Raw genomic sequence first — 14,813 nt, 5'->3', positions numbered from 1 at the left:
GCCGGGGCAGGGGCAAACTGAATTTGGGAAGGCGGTGCGTCAGCGTGGGGGTTGGAAGGCGATGCGTCAGGGGGACGTTGGTGCCGCGGTGGCGGTGTCCTGCTGGGTCAACCGCTCCCAGAGGACGATGGCCGAGGGCGTGACGAGGAGCGCGGTGAGATACGAGTAGAAGATACTCAGCGCGGTCACGACCCCGAACTGTCCGAGGACGGGGGTGATGGCGATGGCGAGGACGCCGAGGCCCGTGGTCGTGGTGAGCATACTCCCGGTGAGTGCACCCCCGGTCCCGCCGACGGTCAGCCGAAGCGCCTCGTCGAGGTCGTGGCCTTCGGCGTTGTACTCGTCGGCGAACCGGTGGACCACGTGGGCCGAGTAGTCGATGCCCAGCCCGATGGCGATAGCGAGAATCGTCGCCGTCAACGCGTTCAGCGGGATGCCGAGATAGCGCATCGTCCCGGCGAGGAGCGCAATGGAGACGATGATTGGCACGAGGTTCACCACGCCGAGCGTCCACTGTCCTTCAAGCATCTGGTAGATAAACACCAGGAACAGCGCGGTCGCGGCGAGCGCGACGGCGAGGCTCTCGATGGCCGACAGGAAGATCGTGTCGGAGACTCCCTTGAAGACGACGGTGCTCCCGGTCGCCGTGGCGTCCATACGGAGACGCTCAGCGACGAGTTTCCCGTCTGCGACGATGGCGTCCTGTGTGGCGTCGCCCTCAACGGTGTAGACCACGCGAGTCTTGCGGTAGTCCTCTGTGATGTACGACGACGCCTGGTCGGAGACCGGCGAACTGAGGAGTTCGTCGTATATCGTCTCAAGGTTGTCGTCCGGGACGCCGTTACCGTCGGCGTCGTTCCGGGCGACGAGCGCGGCGAACTCAGGGTTCTGTTCCGCGTAGCTCTGGATGACTGTGACGATGCTCGTCGTCTCCGCACGCCGGTCGTCGGTGACGAACGACTCCGGTGGGTCCTCGCCGGCGCGGTGAATCATCTCGAGGGACGAGTCCTGCCGTAACTGTCCCTCGACGTATATTGTCACGCTGTCACCCTGCGTGCTCTCGAAGTTGTCTTCGAGGAAGTTCAGGTCTTTCGTGACGGTGTAGACGCCGGGTTTGAACGGCTCTGGGAGCTGTTGGAGGTAAGCGGGTTGGTCCTCCGGCGGAAGGAAGTCCTCCTGGGAGAACGTCGTATCGACGCCGGTCCCGTACGCGCCGGCGACGACCGTCGTGAGCAGGATGACCACGAGGAACGCCCGCGGGGCCTTCCGACCGATGATGACGCCGCCCGACAGGACCCGCGCGAGCAGGCCGCCCTCGCTTCCGAGGGGTTGGGAGGCGAACTCGGGGACGTTGTACTTTTCGCGGAGTTCGTCCGCGTAGAGCTTCGCCGCGGGGAGGAACACCCCGAAGACGAGGAACGTGAAGATGATGCCGACCGCCGCGACGAGACCGAAGTCGCGGATGGGCGCGAGGTCACTCGTGGCGTTCGCGAGGAACCCGAGGACCGTCGTGCCGGTGACGATGAAGAACGCGACCGAGAGCTGTTTGATGGTGGTCCGCATCGAGGGGACCGGCGCGAGGTCTTTGACGCGCTCTTCGCGGTAGCGGTTCACCGCGTGAAGCCCGAAGTCGATGCCGACCGCGAGCAACAGCGGCGGCACCGCGATGAGCATCTGGCTAAACGCGATACCCGCGAGGCCCATGAACCCGAACGTCCAGACGACGGCGATGATGAGCGAGACGACGCCGAGGAGCAGGTCGATGGGGTCGCGGTAGGCGACGACGAGGAACCCGAAGATGAGGAGCACCGCCGCCGGAACCACGAGTAAGAGCGAGTCGGCGATGACGTTGCCCAACTCGCTGGAGATGATGCCGCTCCCGAACACGCGGATGTCGCTGTCCGAGACGGAAGTCATCGTTTGAATCTCCTCTTGAATGCCCGTCATCGGGCTGGTTCCGGAGGTGCCGGCGCTCGACGAGAGGCCGGGAACCTCGTGACTCACGACGCCGATGGTCGAGGAGGCCTCGACGGACTGGCGGTTGAAGTCGTCGCTCAGAAGCGACGAGACCTGCGGGCTCGCGGTCGCCTGCTTGGCCGCGGCGCGGACCTCGCTTGGCGAGGCCGATTCGAGCGCGTCTATCTGTTCGTCGATGGTCGTCGCCGACGGGTCGAGCGTCTGGGCGACCGTGGACGCGACGCTCGACGCGGAGGTCGCCCGGAGGTCGGGCCGGCTCAAGATGCGCTCTTGGAGCCGCAACATGTCGAGCATCGCCGGTTTCGAGAGGACGTTATCGTCCCGTTGGATGAGTTGGGTGCTCCCCGAACTCGTCTCGAACGCGGGTGAGAACTCCCGGTTGACGTCGTCGAGGGCTTCCTGTGCGGGCGAGTCCTCGGTGAACTGCGAGGTGCCGGAGTCGGTCGAGATGTTTCCGAGTCCGGCCCCGAAGACGAGCGTCAGCACGAAGAACAGCGCCACGACTCTCCCGGGGTTCTCGACGATGAACCCGCCGAGGCGGTCGACGTACACTTCGTAGTCTATCATTGTGGGGGGAAAGTGGGGCGGTTAGCGGCGGTACCAGAGGAAGCCGACGACGCCGAGTCCGACGACGACGAGACCGCCGACGAGGGGCATCGAGAGGCCGCCGCCGCCACTCGCTTCGGTGACGTCGATAGCGACCGGATACTGGTCGGAGAGCTTGCGCTCGCCGTCCTCGTTTTCGTACTGGAAGTCGATGTCGAAGGAGTAGACCTTCGGGTTGGCCGAGGAACCGACGCTCAGTTCGAGGGGAATCTCGGTTGACTCGCCGGGGCCGAGTTCTTGGATGAACGCGGTGTCGTCGGTAAGCGTCAGCGGGCTGTCGGCGAAGGCTTTGGCGTCGATGTTGCGGTAGGTCTCGTCGCCGTTGTTGGTCACGACGAGCGTGACGGTCTGCGAGCCGCCCGCCTCGATGCTCCCGTTCTTCGTGGTCACGCCGAAGAGGTTCTGCTTTGGTTTCACCTCGGCGTTCATCAGGAGAGACTTCGACTGCTGGGTGTCGCCCTCGGAGTTTCGGTACTCAACCGTGTAGCTCAGTTGCCGCTGGCCGGCGTCCGCAGAGTCGGTCACTTCGACCGAGAACGAGAAGTCCGAGGACTCGCCGACTCCGAGGGTTCCGAGCGCGTACTCGGTCTCCTTGATGTTCGTGTTCGGCGACTTCGAGGAGATAGTGAGCACGGCGTCGCGAGCCGTTTGCGGGCCGTCGTTCGTGAGCGTTCCGCTGACGGTGGTCTCGCGGCCGACGCGGAGCGTCGACTGCTCGGCGTCGATGGAGAACTCCTGTTCGGCCACCGGCCTCACGCCGGTGGCGATATTCTTCGACTGCTTGGCGACGCCGTCTTCGTCCTCGTAGCTCACCCCCAGCGAGAGAGCGTACTGCTGGACGGCGGCGCTGGACGCGACGCTCGTCTCGTATTCGATCCGGCGCGTCTCGTTGACGCCCCACGAACCGGCGTACCGAGTCGCGGAGGCGGACTGACCGAACGTTATCGAGGGGTTCTGCGAGGTCGCGGTGACGGAGGAGTCGAACGCGGGGAGCGTCCCGACGTTGCGCATCGTGACGGTGGTCGTCCCGCTGCCGCCGACCTGCGCGGTCGTGTTCACGGAGACGACCTCGAAGCGCGGGGCCTGCTCGACAACGACGGTCACGGGAATCTCTTCGGTGTTCTCCTCTTCGTTCTGCACGTCACCGTCGTCGCGGACGGACGAGTCGTGTTCGTACTTCGCGACGAGCGTCATCTCGTAGGTCCCCGGCGTGGCGTTCTCCTTGACTGAGACGGAGAACGAGGCGTCCCGCTGGGTCGCGTGCGGGATGTCGCCGACCGGGAGTGTCGCGGTGTTCACCTCGACCGGCGCGTCACCGGATTCGAGTGTGAGCCTGACGTTCCGCGTCGATTTGACCTGGGCTTCGAGCGCCGAGCGCTGCTGGTCGCTCAGCGACGCGGCGCTTTCGGCCGAGGAGAACTTCCGGTATTCGCTGTCGCCGCCGTAGTTAGTTACGACGACATTCAGGGAGGTCTCCTGCCCGGGAACGAGTTTGTTGCTCGGCGCGTACGCCTGAAGGTTCGGTTCGCCGACGATACCGGCCATCGCTGGGCTCGGTACGGCGACCAAGACGACCAGCAAGACCACGAGTGCACGTGAGAGTTTCATGGAGTGTAGAGGGGTGGTGGGGTGCGGATGTTGAATCGCGTCCGCCGGTGGGGATGGGGGAGAGACGAACGCGGTCGTACGTCCACGCCGAACGGCGGCTGACTGAACGTACAATCAACACGCTACCCTGAGTAGTGGGGACGTATAAATTGAATGGAACTTCTAAAAACTAGTTCAGCGTTTTGCACCGTTACTCCCGCTCGGGACGACGAGAACCGGAACTCCTGCGTGGCGGACGACTCGACTGGCGACGACCCCGCCGGCGCGGTGTTCCGTGCGCCGGGTTCGCCGGGTTCCGCCGCCGGCCCCCGCGACACCGAGGACAACCGCGTCGGCCCCCACCCGTTCGACGTGTGCCAGCAGTTCGGCCGCGGGCTCGCCGGTTTGGACGGTTCCTCCGGATTCCACGGCGTCTCTCGCGGCCGCGGCGACGACGTCGTTCAGTCGGGCTCGCGCTTCGGTTTCGAGCGCTCGGAGGTTCTCCGGCGACGCGATTGCGGCATCGCGACCGTCTACGATGGCGAGCGGTTGGAGCGTCGCGCGGGTCGCCGCGGCGATACGGCGGGCGAGCGGCGCGACCGACCCCGCCGACGACTCGCCGTCCGCGAGAAGCGCAACCGTCCGGTAGTTCGGCTCGGTGGCCGCCGCCGGAACCGCGAGCGTCGGGACCGGCGGCGCGTCGAGAAGTCGCTCCGCGACCGACCCGACGAGAAACTGGCCGGAACCGGTCTGTCCGTGCCGTCCGAGGACGAGTAGGTCTCCCTCGCCGACGGCGCGCTCCACGACGGCCGCTGCCGGACCGTCGGCGACTTCCGAGGTCGTTCGGACCTCCGCGAGGAGCGCACGGCGGACGACCGTTCCGACGGCCTCCTCCGCTTCGAAGGCGGCGCTTACGGACGGCTCGGCGGTCTCAACGGTCTCGGCAGCGGCCGGCGGCGTCCCGGTCGCGGAGACGACGTGGAGCGACGCGTCGAGGACGCGGGCGAGAAACAGCGCGTGGGCCGCGGCGGTCGCCGCGGGGGCGCTTCCGTCCGTCGCGAGGACCACCCGCTCGACGGTGACAGTCATGGGCTCCGAAAAGTCGTCAGAGGACAAAAGCTCGCGCGTCGGGGCGACCGGCGCTCAGGCCCCGATGTACTCTTCGTTGATGGTCCAGCCGTCGTCGTCGTCGCGGACGAGGTACTCGCCGTAGTACGGCACGCGGTTGGCGACGACCGCCTCGAACGTCTCGCGGATTTCCTCCCGCGTCATCTCGCCCATCGGACGGAGGTCGTCGTTGCGGTTGAGACAGCCCTTGAGGTAGCCTTGGTGTGTTACGCGCACGCGATGGCAGTTGGCGCAGAACTCGGGGTTCTCCACGGGGTCGACGATTTCGACCATCCCCTCGCCGACGTAGTAGCGGCGTCGGTGATGCATGTCGCGAACCTCGACCTCGTCGGCGAGGTCGGCCAGCCACCGGTGGACGCGCTCGATGTCGATGTTCCACTCCGGGCGCCCCGTCAGTTCGGGCATGTACTGGATGAGCTGGAGCTGTAGCCCCTCGTTTTCGGCGACGTACTCGACCATCTCCTCGACGTGGCCCGCGGTCTTCGTGAACACGACCATGTTGAGCTTCACGGGCGTGAGACCGGCGTCGACCGCGGCCTTGACGCCCTCCATCACCTTGTCGTACGCGCCGGACTTCGTGATTTGGGCGAACGCCTCGGGGTCGAGGGCGTCCTGCGAGACGTTCACGCGGTCGAGTCCGGCCGCGACGAGGTCCTCGGCGCGGTCGCCGAGGAACGTCCCGTTCGTGGTGAGCGAGGTCTCCATCGAGTCGGGCGTCCGGCGGATAATCTCTTCGAGGTCCGCGCGGAGCATCGGCTCCCCGCCGGTGAACTTCACTTTCTCGACGCCGTACTCCTCGACGACTTCGAGAAAACGGACCACGTCATCGGCGCTCATCTCCTCGTCAGCGGGGTCCATCGGCCCGCGCGTGTCGCCCAAGCCCTCGTTGTGGCAGTAGACGCAGTCGAAGTTACACCGGTCGGTCAGAGAGATTCGAACGCCGGTTACCTCGCGGCCAAAGTCGTCCACCAGCACCATATACCGAATCCTGGGAGTGTACGTTGATAAATTCGCTGTCGATGACTGGATCGGAGTAACTGATATCGGTTACCACTCACCAGAACTCGAAGGCGTTCGTATCGACGGCGTGGAGGAAGTGCGGTGTCGTGTAGAACGCCACACCGTCTGCGACTGCAGGCGAGCCTTCTGTGCCGCTCGCGCCCCATCGTCGGTGCGGTGCGGCATCGAGGGGTTCGCCCGTGTCACTCTCGAGCGCGACGAGTGTTCCGTACTCGCCGTCGCCCGCATAGACCACATCGTCGATAACGACGGGGACACCCCACCCGGCAATCGGTGCGTGGTCATCGTCGAACCACCCAATCTCGGACCAGTCGCTCGCATCGCTGAAGGCACGCCACCGCGGCTCACCGGTCTCGGCGTCGAGCGAAACCAGGTGGTGGTCACTCGAGAGGTAGAGCGCAGACCCGTCGTGTGAGATACCCCGTGACGACCACGCACCACCGACAGGTCGGTCCCAGACCGTCTCGCCGGTCTCGGCGTCTAACGCGTACAGTCTGTACTCGTACGTGTCGTCACGCTCGTGGAAGACTTGCGTTGCGACGTACGCCGTTCCGTTTCGCACGGTTGCGGGTGTGTCCGCAGGAACCGCTCTCGTCCACTGCACCTCGCCGTCGGCGGTGTCGAGCGCGACGAGAGCGCGTCCGAGAAAGCAGAGATAGACCGTTCCATCGGCGACAGTCGGACTGAACGTCAGGTCGGTCGCGTACTCGTCCGGCTTGTACTTCCACAGGAGACTCCCGTCTGCGGCGTCGAGAGCGAACAGTCCTTCTGAGCCGCGGTACTCGTCGCCGTCACCCCGAACTCGTGTCGACCCATAGGTTCCGGTGTACACGACGCCGTCGACGACCGCCGGGTGGCAGATGTCTGCGAGAAACCGAGGACCCGTGTTCTCGAACGTCCATCGTTCGGTGCCGTCGAAGTCAAGCGCGCGGAGGCCACGGAACGTCTGGATGAAGAGGCCGTCGTCACTAGCGGTGAGGGAGTCAGCGTACGAACTGTTGTATTTCGGGGTGTGTTGCTCTATGGACCGCGTCCACCGAACCTCCCCAGTACTGGCGTCGAAGGCGTTGAGATAGGTTTCGGCTTCTCTCCCCGACATCCCCCCGGTCATCGACCCGAGGTAGACGGTGTCGCCGACGACGATTGGTGAGGTTTGGTTCCAGTCACCGACGAAGTCGGCTTTCCACCGCCGGTCAAGTGGTGGCTCTGGTCCAGATACGTCTTCAGGTGCGCCAGTACGAGCAGGGTCGTAGCCGCGCGTCTGCCACGACCCGGTGACAGTCGTGCGACGATTCGTCGCCGAACACCCCGCGAGTGAAACCGTCGCGCCGGTTCCGAGCGCCGCGAGGAGTCGTCGTCTGGAGAGGGCTTGGCCGCCGGCACAGGGACCGTGAGTGGAGGGCACTAATGTTTGGTCCCAGACAGGATTTAAACGTCTTCGGGTGCGGCCGTCGGGACTGTCTCGGTCGCCATTCCCGACTGGGCCTTACAAAACTCTTATCGGCCGCACCGCCGGAGTGACGGACATGGACGAAGCCGACGTACGCGACCGCTTGCGTGCGGTCGAGGACCCAGACCTCGGAGACGATATCGTCTCGCTCGGGCTCGTGAACGCCGTCGAGGTCGACGGCGACACCGCCCGCATCTCGCTCGCGCTCGGTGCCCCGTACTCCCCGGCGGAGACGGACATCGGCCGTCGAATCCGCGAGGTCCTCGCCGAGGACGGACTAGAGGCCGACCTCACCGCCAAGATTCCGAGCGACCGCGACCCCGACGAGGAGGTCCTCCCCGGCGTGAAGAACATCATCGCCGTCGCCTCCGGGAAGGGCGGCGTCGGGAAGTCGACGGTCGCCGTGAACCTCGCGGCGGGCCTCTCGAAACTCGGCGCGCGCGTCGGCCTGTTCGACGCCGACATCTACGGGCCGAACGTCCCGCGGATGGTCGCCGCCGAGGAAGCGCCGCAGGCGACCCAAGACCAGACCATCGTCCCGCCCGAGAAGTACGGGATGAAACTCATGTCGATGGCCTTCCTCGTCGGCGACGACGACCCGGTCATCTGGCGCGGCCCGATGGTCCACCAACTTCTCACGCAGCTCGTCGAGGACGTGGAGTGGGGCAGCCTCGACTACCTCGTCCTCGACCTCCCGCCGGGCACGGGAGACACCCAACTGTCCATCCTCCAGACGCTCCCGCTCACGGGCGCAGTCATCGTCACGACCCCGCAGAACGTCGCCCTCGACGACGCCAACAAGGGGCTTCGGATGTTCGGCAAGCACGACACGAACGTCCTCGGCATCGTCGAGAACATGAGCACGTTCCGGTGTCCCGACTGCGGGAACCGCCACGACATCTTCGGCGCGGGCGGCGGCCGCGAGTTCGCCGCGTCGAACGACCTGCCGTTCCTCGGGGCGCTCCCGCTCGACCCGGCCGTCCGCGAGGGCGGCGACGGCGGCAAGCCCATCGTCCTCGAAGACGACGACGAGACCGCCGACGCGTTCCGCGTGATGACCGAGAACATCGCCGACATGGTCGGCGTTGTCCAGCGGCGGACCGTCAGCGAGCGATGAGCGACGACGGACGGCCCGACGCGGGCGGGGACGCCGATGCGGACGCCGCCCCCGGCGCGGACTCCGAGGAGGTCGACTGGGAGATGGCTCCAGACTCGGACGCCGACTTCCCCGCGGACCCAGAGCGCGTCGCGTTCCTCCGCGAAATCGCCGACGACATCTACGGCGAGTCCTCCGAGAGCCGGCAGGTGTCGGCCATCCTCTACCGCGTCAGCGACCTCTACGACCCCGACGGCGACACCTCGCCCGAGGAGATTTACCTGAACGTCCGCCACATCATGGACATCAAGGCGCAGGGCGGCATCGACCGCTGAGCTGACTCCCCCGACCGCCCGCTTCGTGCCTCTCCCCCGCCTCGCAACCGACCCGCAACCGACCCGCAACCGACCCGCAACCGACCCACAACCGACGCCAGTCGATTCACTTCCGCTTTTCTCGATTCCGCGGTTCGAGCGACTGCGCCGTCTTTACACACGTCTCCGCCTGTTCGCCCCGTGTTTACTTTCACCACGCACTCGCCGACTCGGCTGCCCCCCGTCAGCGAGGGTGCGACTCGATTATCTGCGCGGACCGGGCGGGTTTTGGTCCCGGAGCCGAATTCGTGGGTGTGGACGCACACCAACGCCAGTTCCGGAACCCCTTCTCGATGGACACCGACTGCACGAACTGCTCGGCGCTCTGCGAGACGCGCGAGCAGGTCGTCCACGGCTACGGCGACGTGGGCGCGGAGTTCCTGTTCGTCGGCGAGGCTCCGACCGGGGCCGCGGAGCGGACGGGCGTCCCCTTCACCGGCGACGAGGCTGGCGAGCGCGTCCAGCACATTCTTGGCGACCTCGGGTTCGTCCGGTCCGAGCCTGACGCCGAGGAGCCGGACGTGCAGAACGTCTTTTTCACGTATCTCACGCGCTGTCGCCACCCCGACCGCGGGCCGACCGATAACGAAGTCGCGACCTGCGAACCCTACCTGAACGCGGAGATTCGGATGATAAACCCGCACATCATCGTCCCCGTCGGGCAGGCCGCGCTGGAGGCGCTCGCGTTTGACTACACCACGCGCGCGGCCGACAGCTTCGACGTGGACGCGGAGCACGCGACGACCATCCGCGGCCGCGGCTTCGAACTCGTCCCGATGAAGGAGCCGGAGCGCCTGACCGACGCCGACGCCGAGGCGTTCGTCGAACACGTCCGCGAGTCGGTGTTCGGCCGAGACTACCGACAGACGAAGGGTCGGCAGAGTCGCTGAGACGGGGCGGTACGCGGAGGGTCCAGTCTTCGCCGGCCTCCGATTCGCCGGGCCACAAGCGGCGGGTTCAAGGGTTCCCCGGCGCGAGGGGAGGGTATGACGGTCATCGCCGTACTCGCCGAACCGCCGCGGCCGGGACTGGTGCTTTCGGAACTCGCGGAGACGAGTCCGCTCACCGAAGCCGAAGCCGCGGAGCTCTACGCCGCGATGCTCAAAGACGTCTGTATCGCCGTCGAGCGGTCGGGCGGCGACCTCCTCGTCAACTACCGCACCGAGGACGACATCCCCGACGAGTTCGCCGGGGACCACGACTCGGAGGCCGAGATTCGGAGCGTCGTCGCCGACGCCCTCGGCGGCACCGACGACGCGCGGTTCGAACCGCAGGTCGGGTCGTCGTTCTCCGCCCGCGCGGGCAACACCGTCTCGCATCTCCTCAACGAGGAGGAGGTCCACTCGGTCGCCGTCGTCCGCCCGGTCGCGCCGCTTCTCGGGCGCACCCACATCGACAGCGCGGCGATGAAACTCCGGAGCACGCCGGTCGTCCTCGGGCCCTCGACGGAAGGGCGCGTCTACTTCTCGGGCTTCCTCGACCCCATCGACTTCACCGACGCCTACGCGGAGCCGGAAGTCGAGACGCTCGCCGAGCGCGCCGACGACGCGGGCCACGGCCTCGACTACGTCCCGATGCTTCCCGTCCTCGAAACCGGCGCGGACCTCGCCACGGTCGTCCCGATGCTCCGCTCCCGGGTCGAATCCGAGCGCCTCGTCCCCGAGCACACGACGACGTTCGTCTTCGAGAAGGGGCTTCGAGTCGAATCGACGGACGGCGTGTTGGAACTCGTCCGCGACTGAGCGAAGCGACAACACTTAGGTATCCGACGCAAAACTGTCGTGCGAAGGTGGGATGGCGGAGTGGCCTAACGCGCCTGCCTTGAAAGCAGGTTTCCTCACGGAATCCTGGGTTCAAATCCCAGTCCCACCGCATTTTCCACGAATCCTACGCCGCGCAGTGGCATCTGCGCGGCTCTGTGAGTGGAAATCGGAGACGGACTGGGATTTGAAGCAGCGAGCGGAGCGAACGACGTGAGCGGAGCGAGTGGGGTTTAAATCCCAGTCCCACCGCACCCTCGCTAAGCGACACCAACGACCCCGCAAAAAGCGACCCACCGCCCACAACCCGCTCAGAACTGGTACGCCATCATCACTTCGTCGACGTGCTCGTCGCCGATGGTGTAGTGGTCCCTGCGAATCGCTTCGGTCTCCCAGCCGTGGTCGCCGAGGAACTCCAGCGCGCGGTCGTTCGTCATCGGAACGCTGTTGTACACCTTCCGGAAACCGTTGGCTTCGGCCCAGTCGAGGCCGCGACGAAGCAGGAGGCTCCCGATGCCCAACCCGCGGTAGTCCTCCTTGACGCCGACGGTCTGCTGGGCGGTCTCGCGGATGCGCGACACCTGCGGGAGTTCGAGGTGCGTCCAGCCGACGACCTCCTCGCCGATAGTGGCCACGAAGAACACCCGAGACTCCACCCGGTTGTGGCGCGTGACCGCCTCGTCGTAGAGGAGTTGCTCGGCGATTGTCTCGGCGACGACGTACGTCTCTTCGGAGGTCACGTCGCGAATCGCGTCGACGAGGCCCTCGAAGTCCCGCTGGCGACCCGGTCGGATGGTGACGATTCCCGCGTCGGTCTCGTGTTCCTCGATAGCGCCCACGTCGAGCGCCAACTGGAGCGTGCCGCCGTCTTCTTGGAGATAACCGCGGGATTTCAGCCGCTCCAGTTCGGTTCTGAACTCGTCGGACGAGACGGGCGCAACGTCGAGGAGGACGTTTCGCTTGGCGGTGCCATGCCGCTCGACGTACTCGTAAATCAGCTTGCTGGCCTCGGATTCGAACGTCGGGCGCTCGGTCGCTCGCATGACTCCAAGAACGATGGCGTGCCACGCGTATATTTCTTGTTCATCGGTAGCAAACGGCACGAGTAGACGAGGCGGCTCGACCGCGACGTTCCGCGTGACAAATCCCCACAAATGCGTAACGGCTTTGAATCGGCCTGCCAACACTCGGGTATGGATTGGCCACACGACCCGGACGGCGAAGAGGGGAGCGAAGGCGGACGCAAGTACGGCCAGGCAGTCATCGCGAAGAAGGTCAACGAAGACGAGGACTTCCCGCTGAACAAAGCGGAGTTCGTCGAGGAGTTCGGCGACCACCCCATCCGACTCGACTACGAACGCGTTGTCTCGCTCGCGGACATCTTCGAGCACGTCGAAGGCGAGGAGTTCGGGGACTTCATCGAACTGCACAAGGCAGTCGGCAAGGCGATGCGCGAAAACGACTTCTGGTTCTACGAGGGCGCAGCGCAGTTCGTCACCGGCAAGAAGGCGTAAGCTTCGAGACCCCGATTTTCGACCCGCGACGCCGCGTTAGTTGTCGGGCCCGCGGGACGAGGTCCGCTCTTGGACTTTCCGTTCGATAGCGTCGCGCTCCCAGGTGCGCGTCTCGTCGCCTTCGACTTCCGCTTGGACTTTCTCTTCGAGCAGCGTGACGGCGACGCTGTTGGCTCCCTCGGGAATGATGAGGTCCGCGTGTTTCTTCGTCGGCTCGATGAACTGCTCGTGCATCGGCTTGACCGTCGAGAGGTACTGGTCGATGACGCCCTGCAGGTCGCGTCCGCGGTCGATAGCGTCGCGCTGGATGCGCCGGAGGATGCGAACGTCGGCGTCAGTCTCGACGTAGAGTCGGAGGTCGAGCATCTCGTTTACGTCCTCGTCGTAGAGCGCGAGAATCCCTTCGAGGATGATGACGTCGGTCGGTTCGACGGTGTTCCGCTCGGGTTTCCGGTTGTGTATCTCGAAGTCGTACTGCGGCATCTCGACGGCTCTCCCCTCCAGTAGCTCCGAGAGCTGTTCGTACAGGAGGCCCCACTCAAACGCCGAGGGGTGGTCGTAGTTCACCTGCTCGCGTTCGTCCATCTCCAAGTGACTCTGGTCTTTGTAGTAGTTATCAATCGGAATCCGCGTCACGGACTCGCCGACGTTCTCCGTGATGAGTCGGGCCACGGTGGTCTTGCCGGCACCGCTCCCCCCCGCGATACCGATAACGAACGACGGGATAGTCATTGTTCCAAAGACGCCCGCGAACGGGTTTGAACGCAGCGGTTCACCGGCTTCGGCGCGGTCGTATATAAAACACGATGTCTGACGTTCTCACACAGCCGATTCTCGCACCGCCGTCGGTCGCAATTATCATGGCTTTTCAAACGTAGGGAGTAAGTTTTATAAGTAGGAGTTGCCATTGCCTTTCACATGGTACGTGATATCGTACGCCGCGACTTCCTCAAGGGAGTGGGAGCCGCGGGCGCGGCAGGCTTGACTGGCTTATCCGGATGCATCGGTGGCGGTGGCGGTGGCGGCGGTCCCGAAGGGCTCGTCGTCATCGGCTACCCCGAAAGTGGTATTCAACTGTTCCGTGACTACTACAGCGCGTCCGACGGGAGCGAGGAGATACTCGTGCCCGACGGAATGCGCTCTGGGTCGATGCCCGGACAGGTCGGCAACGACATGGAGAACGTCACCGGGACGGCCCCGGCGGCCGGCGGTCCGAACCAAGACACGTTCAACCAGCTGTTCCAGGACGAATACGGCTCTGCACCTGGCGTCTTCACGTCGCAGACGTACGACTCGGTCGCGATTCAACTGCTCTCGAACGCTGCGGCCGGCGAGAACTCCGGTCCGGCCATCAAAGACCAGATGCGCCGGATGGCGAACCCCGGCGGAATGACCGTCGGACCGGACAACCTCGTCGAGGGTATCGAGGCTGCCGCGAACGGCGAAGACATCGACTACCAGGGCGCGTCCTCGTCGGTTAACTTCGACGAGAACGGCGACCCGGCAGAAGCCGCGTACGCCATCTGGGAGTTCGACGCCGAGAACAACGCCACGTCGAGCGTCGAGACGCAGTCGTTCGCCGGCGAGAACCCCGACGGGAACGGCCCGTCCGCGGACAGCGGCCCGGGCGGTTCCGACCGCGAGATGTCGGTCGGCATCCTCCTGCCCGAAACTGGTGACCTCGCGGCCGTCGGTGCGCCGATGATTCAGGCCGCACAGATTCCGGTCATACAGGTCAACGATGCCAACCCGGCCGGACTCTCCGTTAACGCGCAAATCGAAGACACCCAAACGTCCCCGGACGCCGGTGTCTCCGCCGCGCAGTCGCTCGTCTCCGCGGGCGTCCCGTCCGTCTGTGGCTCCGCGTCGTCCGGCGTGAACGTCCCCGTCTCACAGCAGGCGTTCATCCCGAACGAAATCGTCGGTTGCTCGCCGTCCTCGACGGCGCTGTCCGTCTCGAACCTCGAAGACAACGACTTCATCTTCCGGACTGCACCGTCCGACTTCCTGCAGGGCCGCGTCATGGCGCAGGTCATGGCCGAGCGCCTCGAAGTCAGTTCGGTCTCGACGCTGTACGTCAACAACGACTACGGCCAGCAGCTCTCGGAGCGCTTCTCGAACGTGTTCAGCGACTCGTTCGACGGCGAAGTGTACAATCAGGTCGCGTTCAACATCGGCGAGTCGTCGTACTCCTCGGTCATCGAGACGGCGCTGTCCGGCCCGGAGAACTAAGACCGACCCGACAGGCCCGACTTTTCTTTCGTCGCCGCCGCCACGAGCGGCCGCGCTCGGTCACCGCGT

At 65.4% G+C, this 14,813-nt stretch carries 13 protein-coding genes and 1 tRNA gene; 7 read left to right on the top strand and 7 right to left on the bottom strand.

Annotated features, from left to right (window positions below):
* Positions 1-66: 66 nt before the first annotated feature.
* The 5 genes from AM590_RS15670 to AM590_RS15650 all read right to left on the bottom strand — a co-directional run bounded on the left by AM590_RS15670 (position 67) and on the right by AM590_RS15650 (position 7,723).
* The gene (locus AM590_RS15670; protein WP_058828288.1) at positions 67-2,544 is read right to left on the bottom strand and encodes an RND family transporter; all 2,478 of its coding nucleotides are present in this window, start codon (positions 2,542-2,544) and stop codon (positions 67-69) included.
* A 21-nt stretch (positions 2,545-2,565) separates the two neighbouring features.
* On the bottom strand, positions 2,566-4,191 hold the full coding sequence (locus AM590_RS15665; RefSeq protein ID WP_058828287.1) for a COG1361 S-layer family protein: 1,626 nt from the start codon (positions 4,189-4,191) through the stop codon (positions 2,566-2,568).
* A gap of 174 nt (positions 4,192-4,365) precedes the next feature.
* On the bottom strand, positions 4,366-5,259 hold the full coding sequence (locus AM590_RS15660; RefSeq protein WP_058828286.1) for a universal stress protein: 894 nt from the start codon (positions 5,257-5,259) through the stop codon (positions 4,366-4,368).
* A 54-nt stretch (positions 5,260-5,313) separates the two neighbouring features.
* A complete protein-coding gene (gene moaA, locus AM590_RS15655) occupies positions 5,314-6,276 on the bottom strand; it encodes a GTP 3',8-cyclase MoaA (protein ID WP_058828285.1) in 963 nt (320 codons plus the stop codon).
* 76 nt (positions 6,277-6,352) lie between these two features.
* Entirely contained in the window at positions 6,353-7,723 is a 1,371-nt protein-coding gene (locus AM590_RS15650; RefSeq protein ID WP_058828284.1) for a PQQ-binding-like beta-propeller repeat protein, read from the bottom strand.
* A gap of 121 nt (positions 7,724-7,844) precedes the next feature.
* Between AM590_RS15650 and AM590_RS15645 the strand changes: the two genes are divergently transcribed.
* The 5 genes from AM590_RS15645 to AM590_RS15625 all read left to right on the top strand — a co-directional run bounded on the left by AM590_RS15645 (position 7,845) and on the right by AM590_RS15625 (position 11,110).
* A complete protein-coding gene (locus tag AM590_RS15645) occupies positions 7,845-8,885 on the top strand; it encodes an Mrp/NBP35 family ATP-binding protein (protein WP_058828283.1) in 1,041 nt (346 codons plus the stop codon).
* Complete coding sequence (locus AM590_RS15640) at positions 8,882-9,199, top strand: hypothetical protein (protein ID WP_058828282.1); 318 nt, start codon at positions 8,882-8,884, stop codon at positions 9,197-9,199. The genes AM590_RS15645 and AM590_RS15640 overlap by 4 nt, the downstream gene beginning before the upstream one ends.
* 293 nt (positions 9,200-9,492) lie before the next feature.
* Positions 9,493-10,128 (top strand): uracil-DNA glycosylase family protein, encoded by a 636-nt coding sequence (locus AM590_RS15635; RefSeq protein ID WP_058828281.1) that lies wholly within the window; start codon positions 9,493-9,495, stop codon positions 10,126-10,128.
* Positions 10,129-10,224: 96 nt separating this feature from the next.
* Entirely contained in the window at positions 10,225-10,980 is a 756-nt protein-coding gene (locus AM590_RS15630) for a hypothetical protein (RefSeq protein ID WP_042661764.1), read from the top strand.
* Between the two features lie 46 nt (positions 10,981-11,026).
* Positions 11,027-11,110, top strand: a tRNA-Ser gene (locus tag AM590_RS15625).
* Between the two features lie 199 nt (positions 11,111-11,309).
* Here AM590_RS15625 and AM590_RS15620 read toward each other — a convergent pair.
* Positions 11,310-12,041, bottom strand: a complete 732-nt coding sequence (locus tag AM590_RS15620; protein WP_042661763.1) for a GNAT family N-acetyltransferase — start codon at positions 12,039-12,041, stop codon at positions 11,310-11,312.
* Between the two features lie 150 nt (positions 12,042-12,191).
* Between AM590_RS15620 and AM590_RS15615 the strand changes: the two genes are divergently transcribed.
* Positions 12,192-12,512 (top strand): DUF5785 family protein, encoded by a 321-nt coding sequence (locus AM590_RS15615; RefSeq protein ID WP_042661762.1) that lies wholly within the window; start codon positions 12,192-12,194, stop codon positions 12,510-12,512.
* A 36-nt stretch (positions 12,513-12,548) separates the two neighbouring features.
* Here AM590_RS15615 and udk read toward each other — a convergent pair whose 3' ends face one another.
* On the bottom strand, positions 12,549-13,244 hold the full coding sequence (gene udk, locus AM590_RS15610) for a uridine kinase (protein ID WP_042661761.1): 696 nt from the start codon (positions 13,242-13,244) through the stop codon (positions 12,549-12,551).
* Positions 13,245-13,430: 186 nt separating this feature from the next.
* Between udk and AM590_RS15605 the strand changes: the two genes are divergently transcribed.
* Entirely contained in the window at positions 13,431-14,744 is a 1,314-nt protein-coding gene (locus AM590_RS15605; protein WP_042661760.1) for an ABC transporter substrate-binding protein, read from the top strand.
* The last annotated feature ends 69 nt before the right edge of the window (positions 14,745-14,813 follow it).

Source organism: Haloferax sp. Q22, assembly GCF_001482285.1.
In the GTDB taxonomy this organism is placed as follows: Archaea; Halobacteriota; Halobacteria; order Halobacteriales; family Haloferacaceae; genus Haloferax.
The sequence above is the reverse complement of the archived record's forward strand: the minus strand, read 5'-3'. Positions and strand labels throughout refer to the sequence as shown.

Coding starts and splice junctions, on each gene's coding strand:
- AM590_RS15670 (WP_058828288.1), bottom strand. CDS start 2,544: ATGATAGACTACGAAGTGTACGTCGACCGCCTCGGCGGGTTCATCGTC.
- AM590_RS15665 (WP_058828287.1), bottom strand. CDS start 4,191: ATGAAACTCTCACGTGCACTCGTGGTCTTGCTGGTCGTCTTGGTCGCC.
- AM590_RS15660 (WP_058828286.1), bottom strand. CDS start 5,259: ATGACTGTCACCGTCGAGCGGGTGGTCCTCGCGACGGACGGAAGCGCC.
- moaA (WP_058828285.1), bottom strand. CDS start 6,276: ATGGTGCTGGTGGACGACTTTGGCCGCGAGGTAACCGGCGTTCGAATC.
- AM590_RS15645 (WP_058828283.1), top strand. CDS start 7,845: ATGGACGAAGCCGACGTACGCGACCGCTTGCGTGCGGTCGAGGACCCA.
- AM590_RS15640 (WP_058828282.1), top strand. CDS start 8,882: ATGAGCGACGACGGACGGCCCGACGCGGGCGGGGACGCCGATGCGGAC.
- AM590_RS15630 (WP_042661764.1), top strand. CDS start 10,225: ATGACGGTCATCGCCGTACTCGCCGAACCGCCGCGGCCGGGACTGGTG.
- AM590_RS15620 (WP_042661763.1), bottom strand. CDS start 12,041: ATGCGAGCGACCGAGCGCCCGACGTTCGAATCCGAGGCCAGCAAGCTG.
- AM590_RS15615 (WP_042661762.1), top strand. CDS start 12,192: ATGGATTGGCCACACGACCCGGACGGCGAAGAGGGGAGCGAAGGCGGA.
- udk (WP_042661761.1), bottom strand. CDS start 13,244: ATGACTATCCCGTCGTTCGTTATCGGTATCGCGGGGGGGAGCGGTGCC.
- AM590_RS15605 (WP_042661760.1), top strand. CDS start 13,431: ATGGTACGTGATATCGTACGCCGCGACTTCCTCAAGGGAGTGGGAGCC.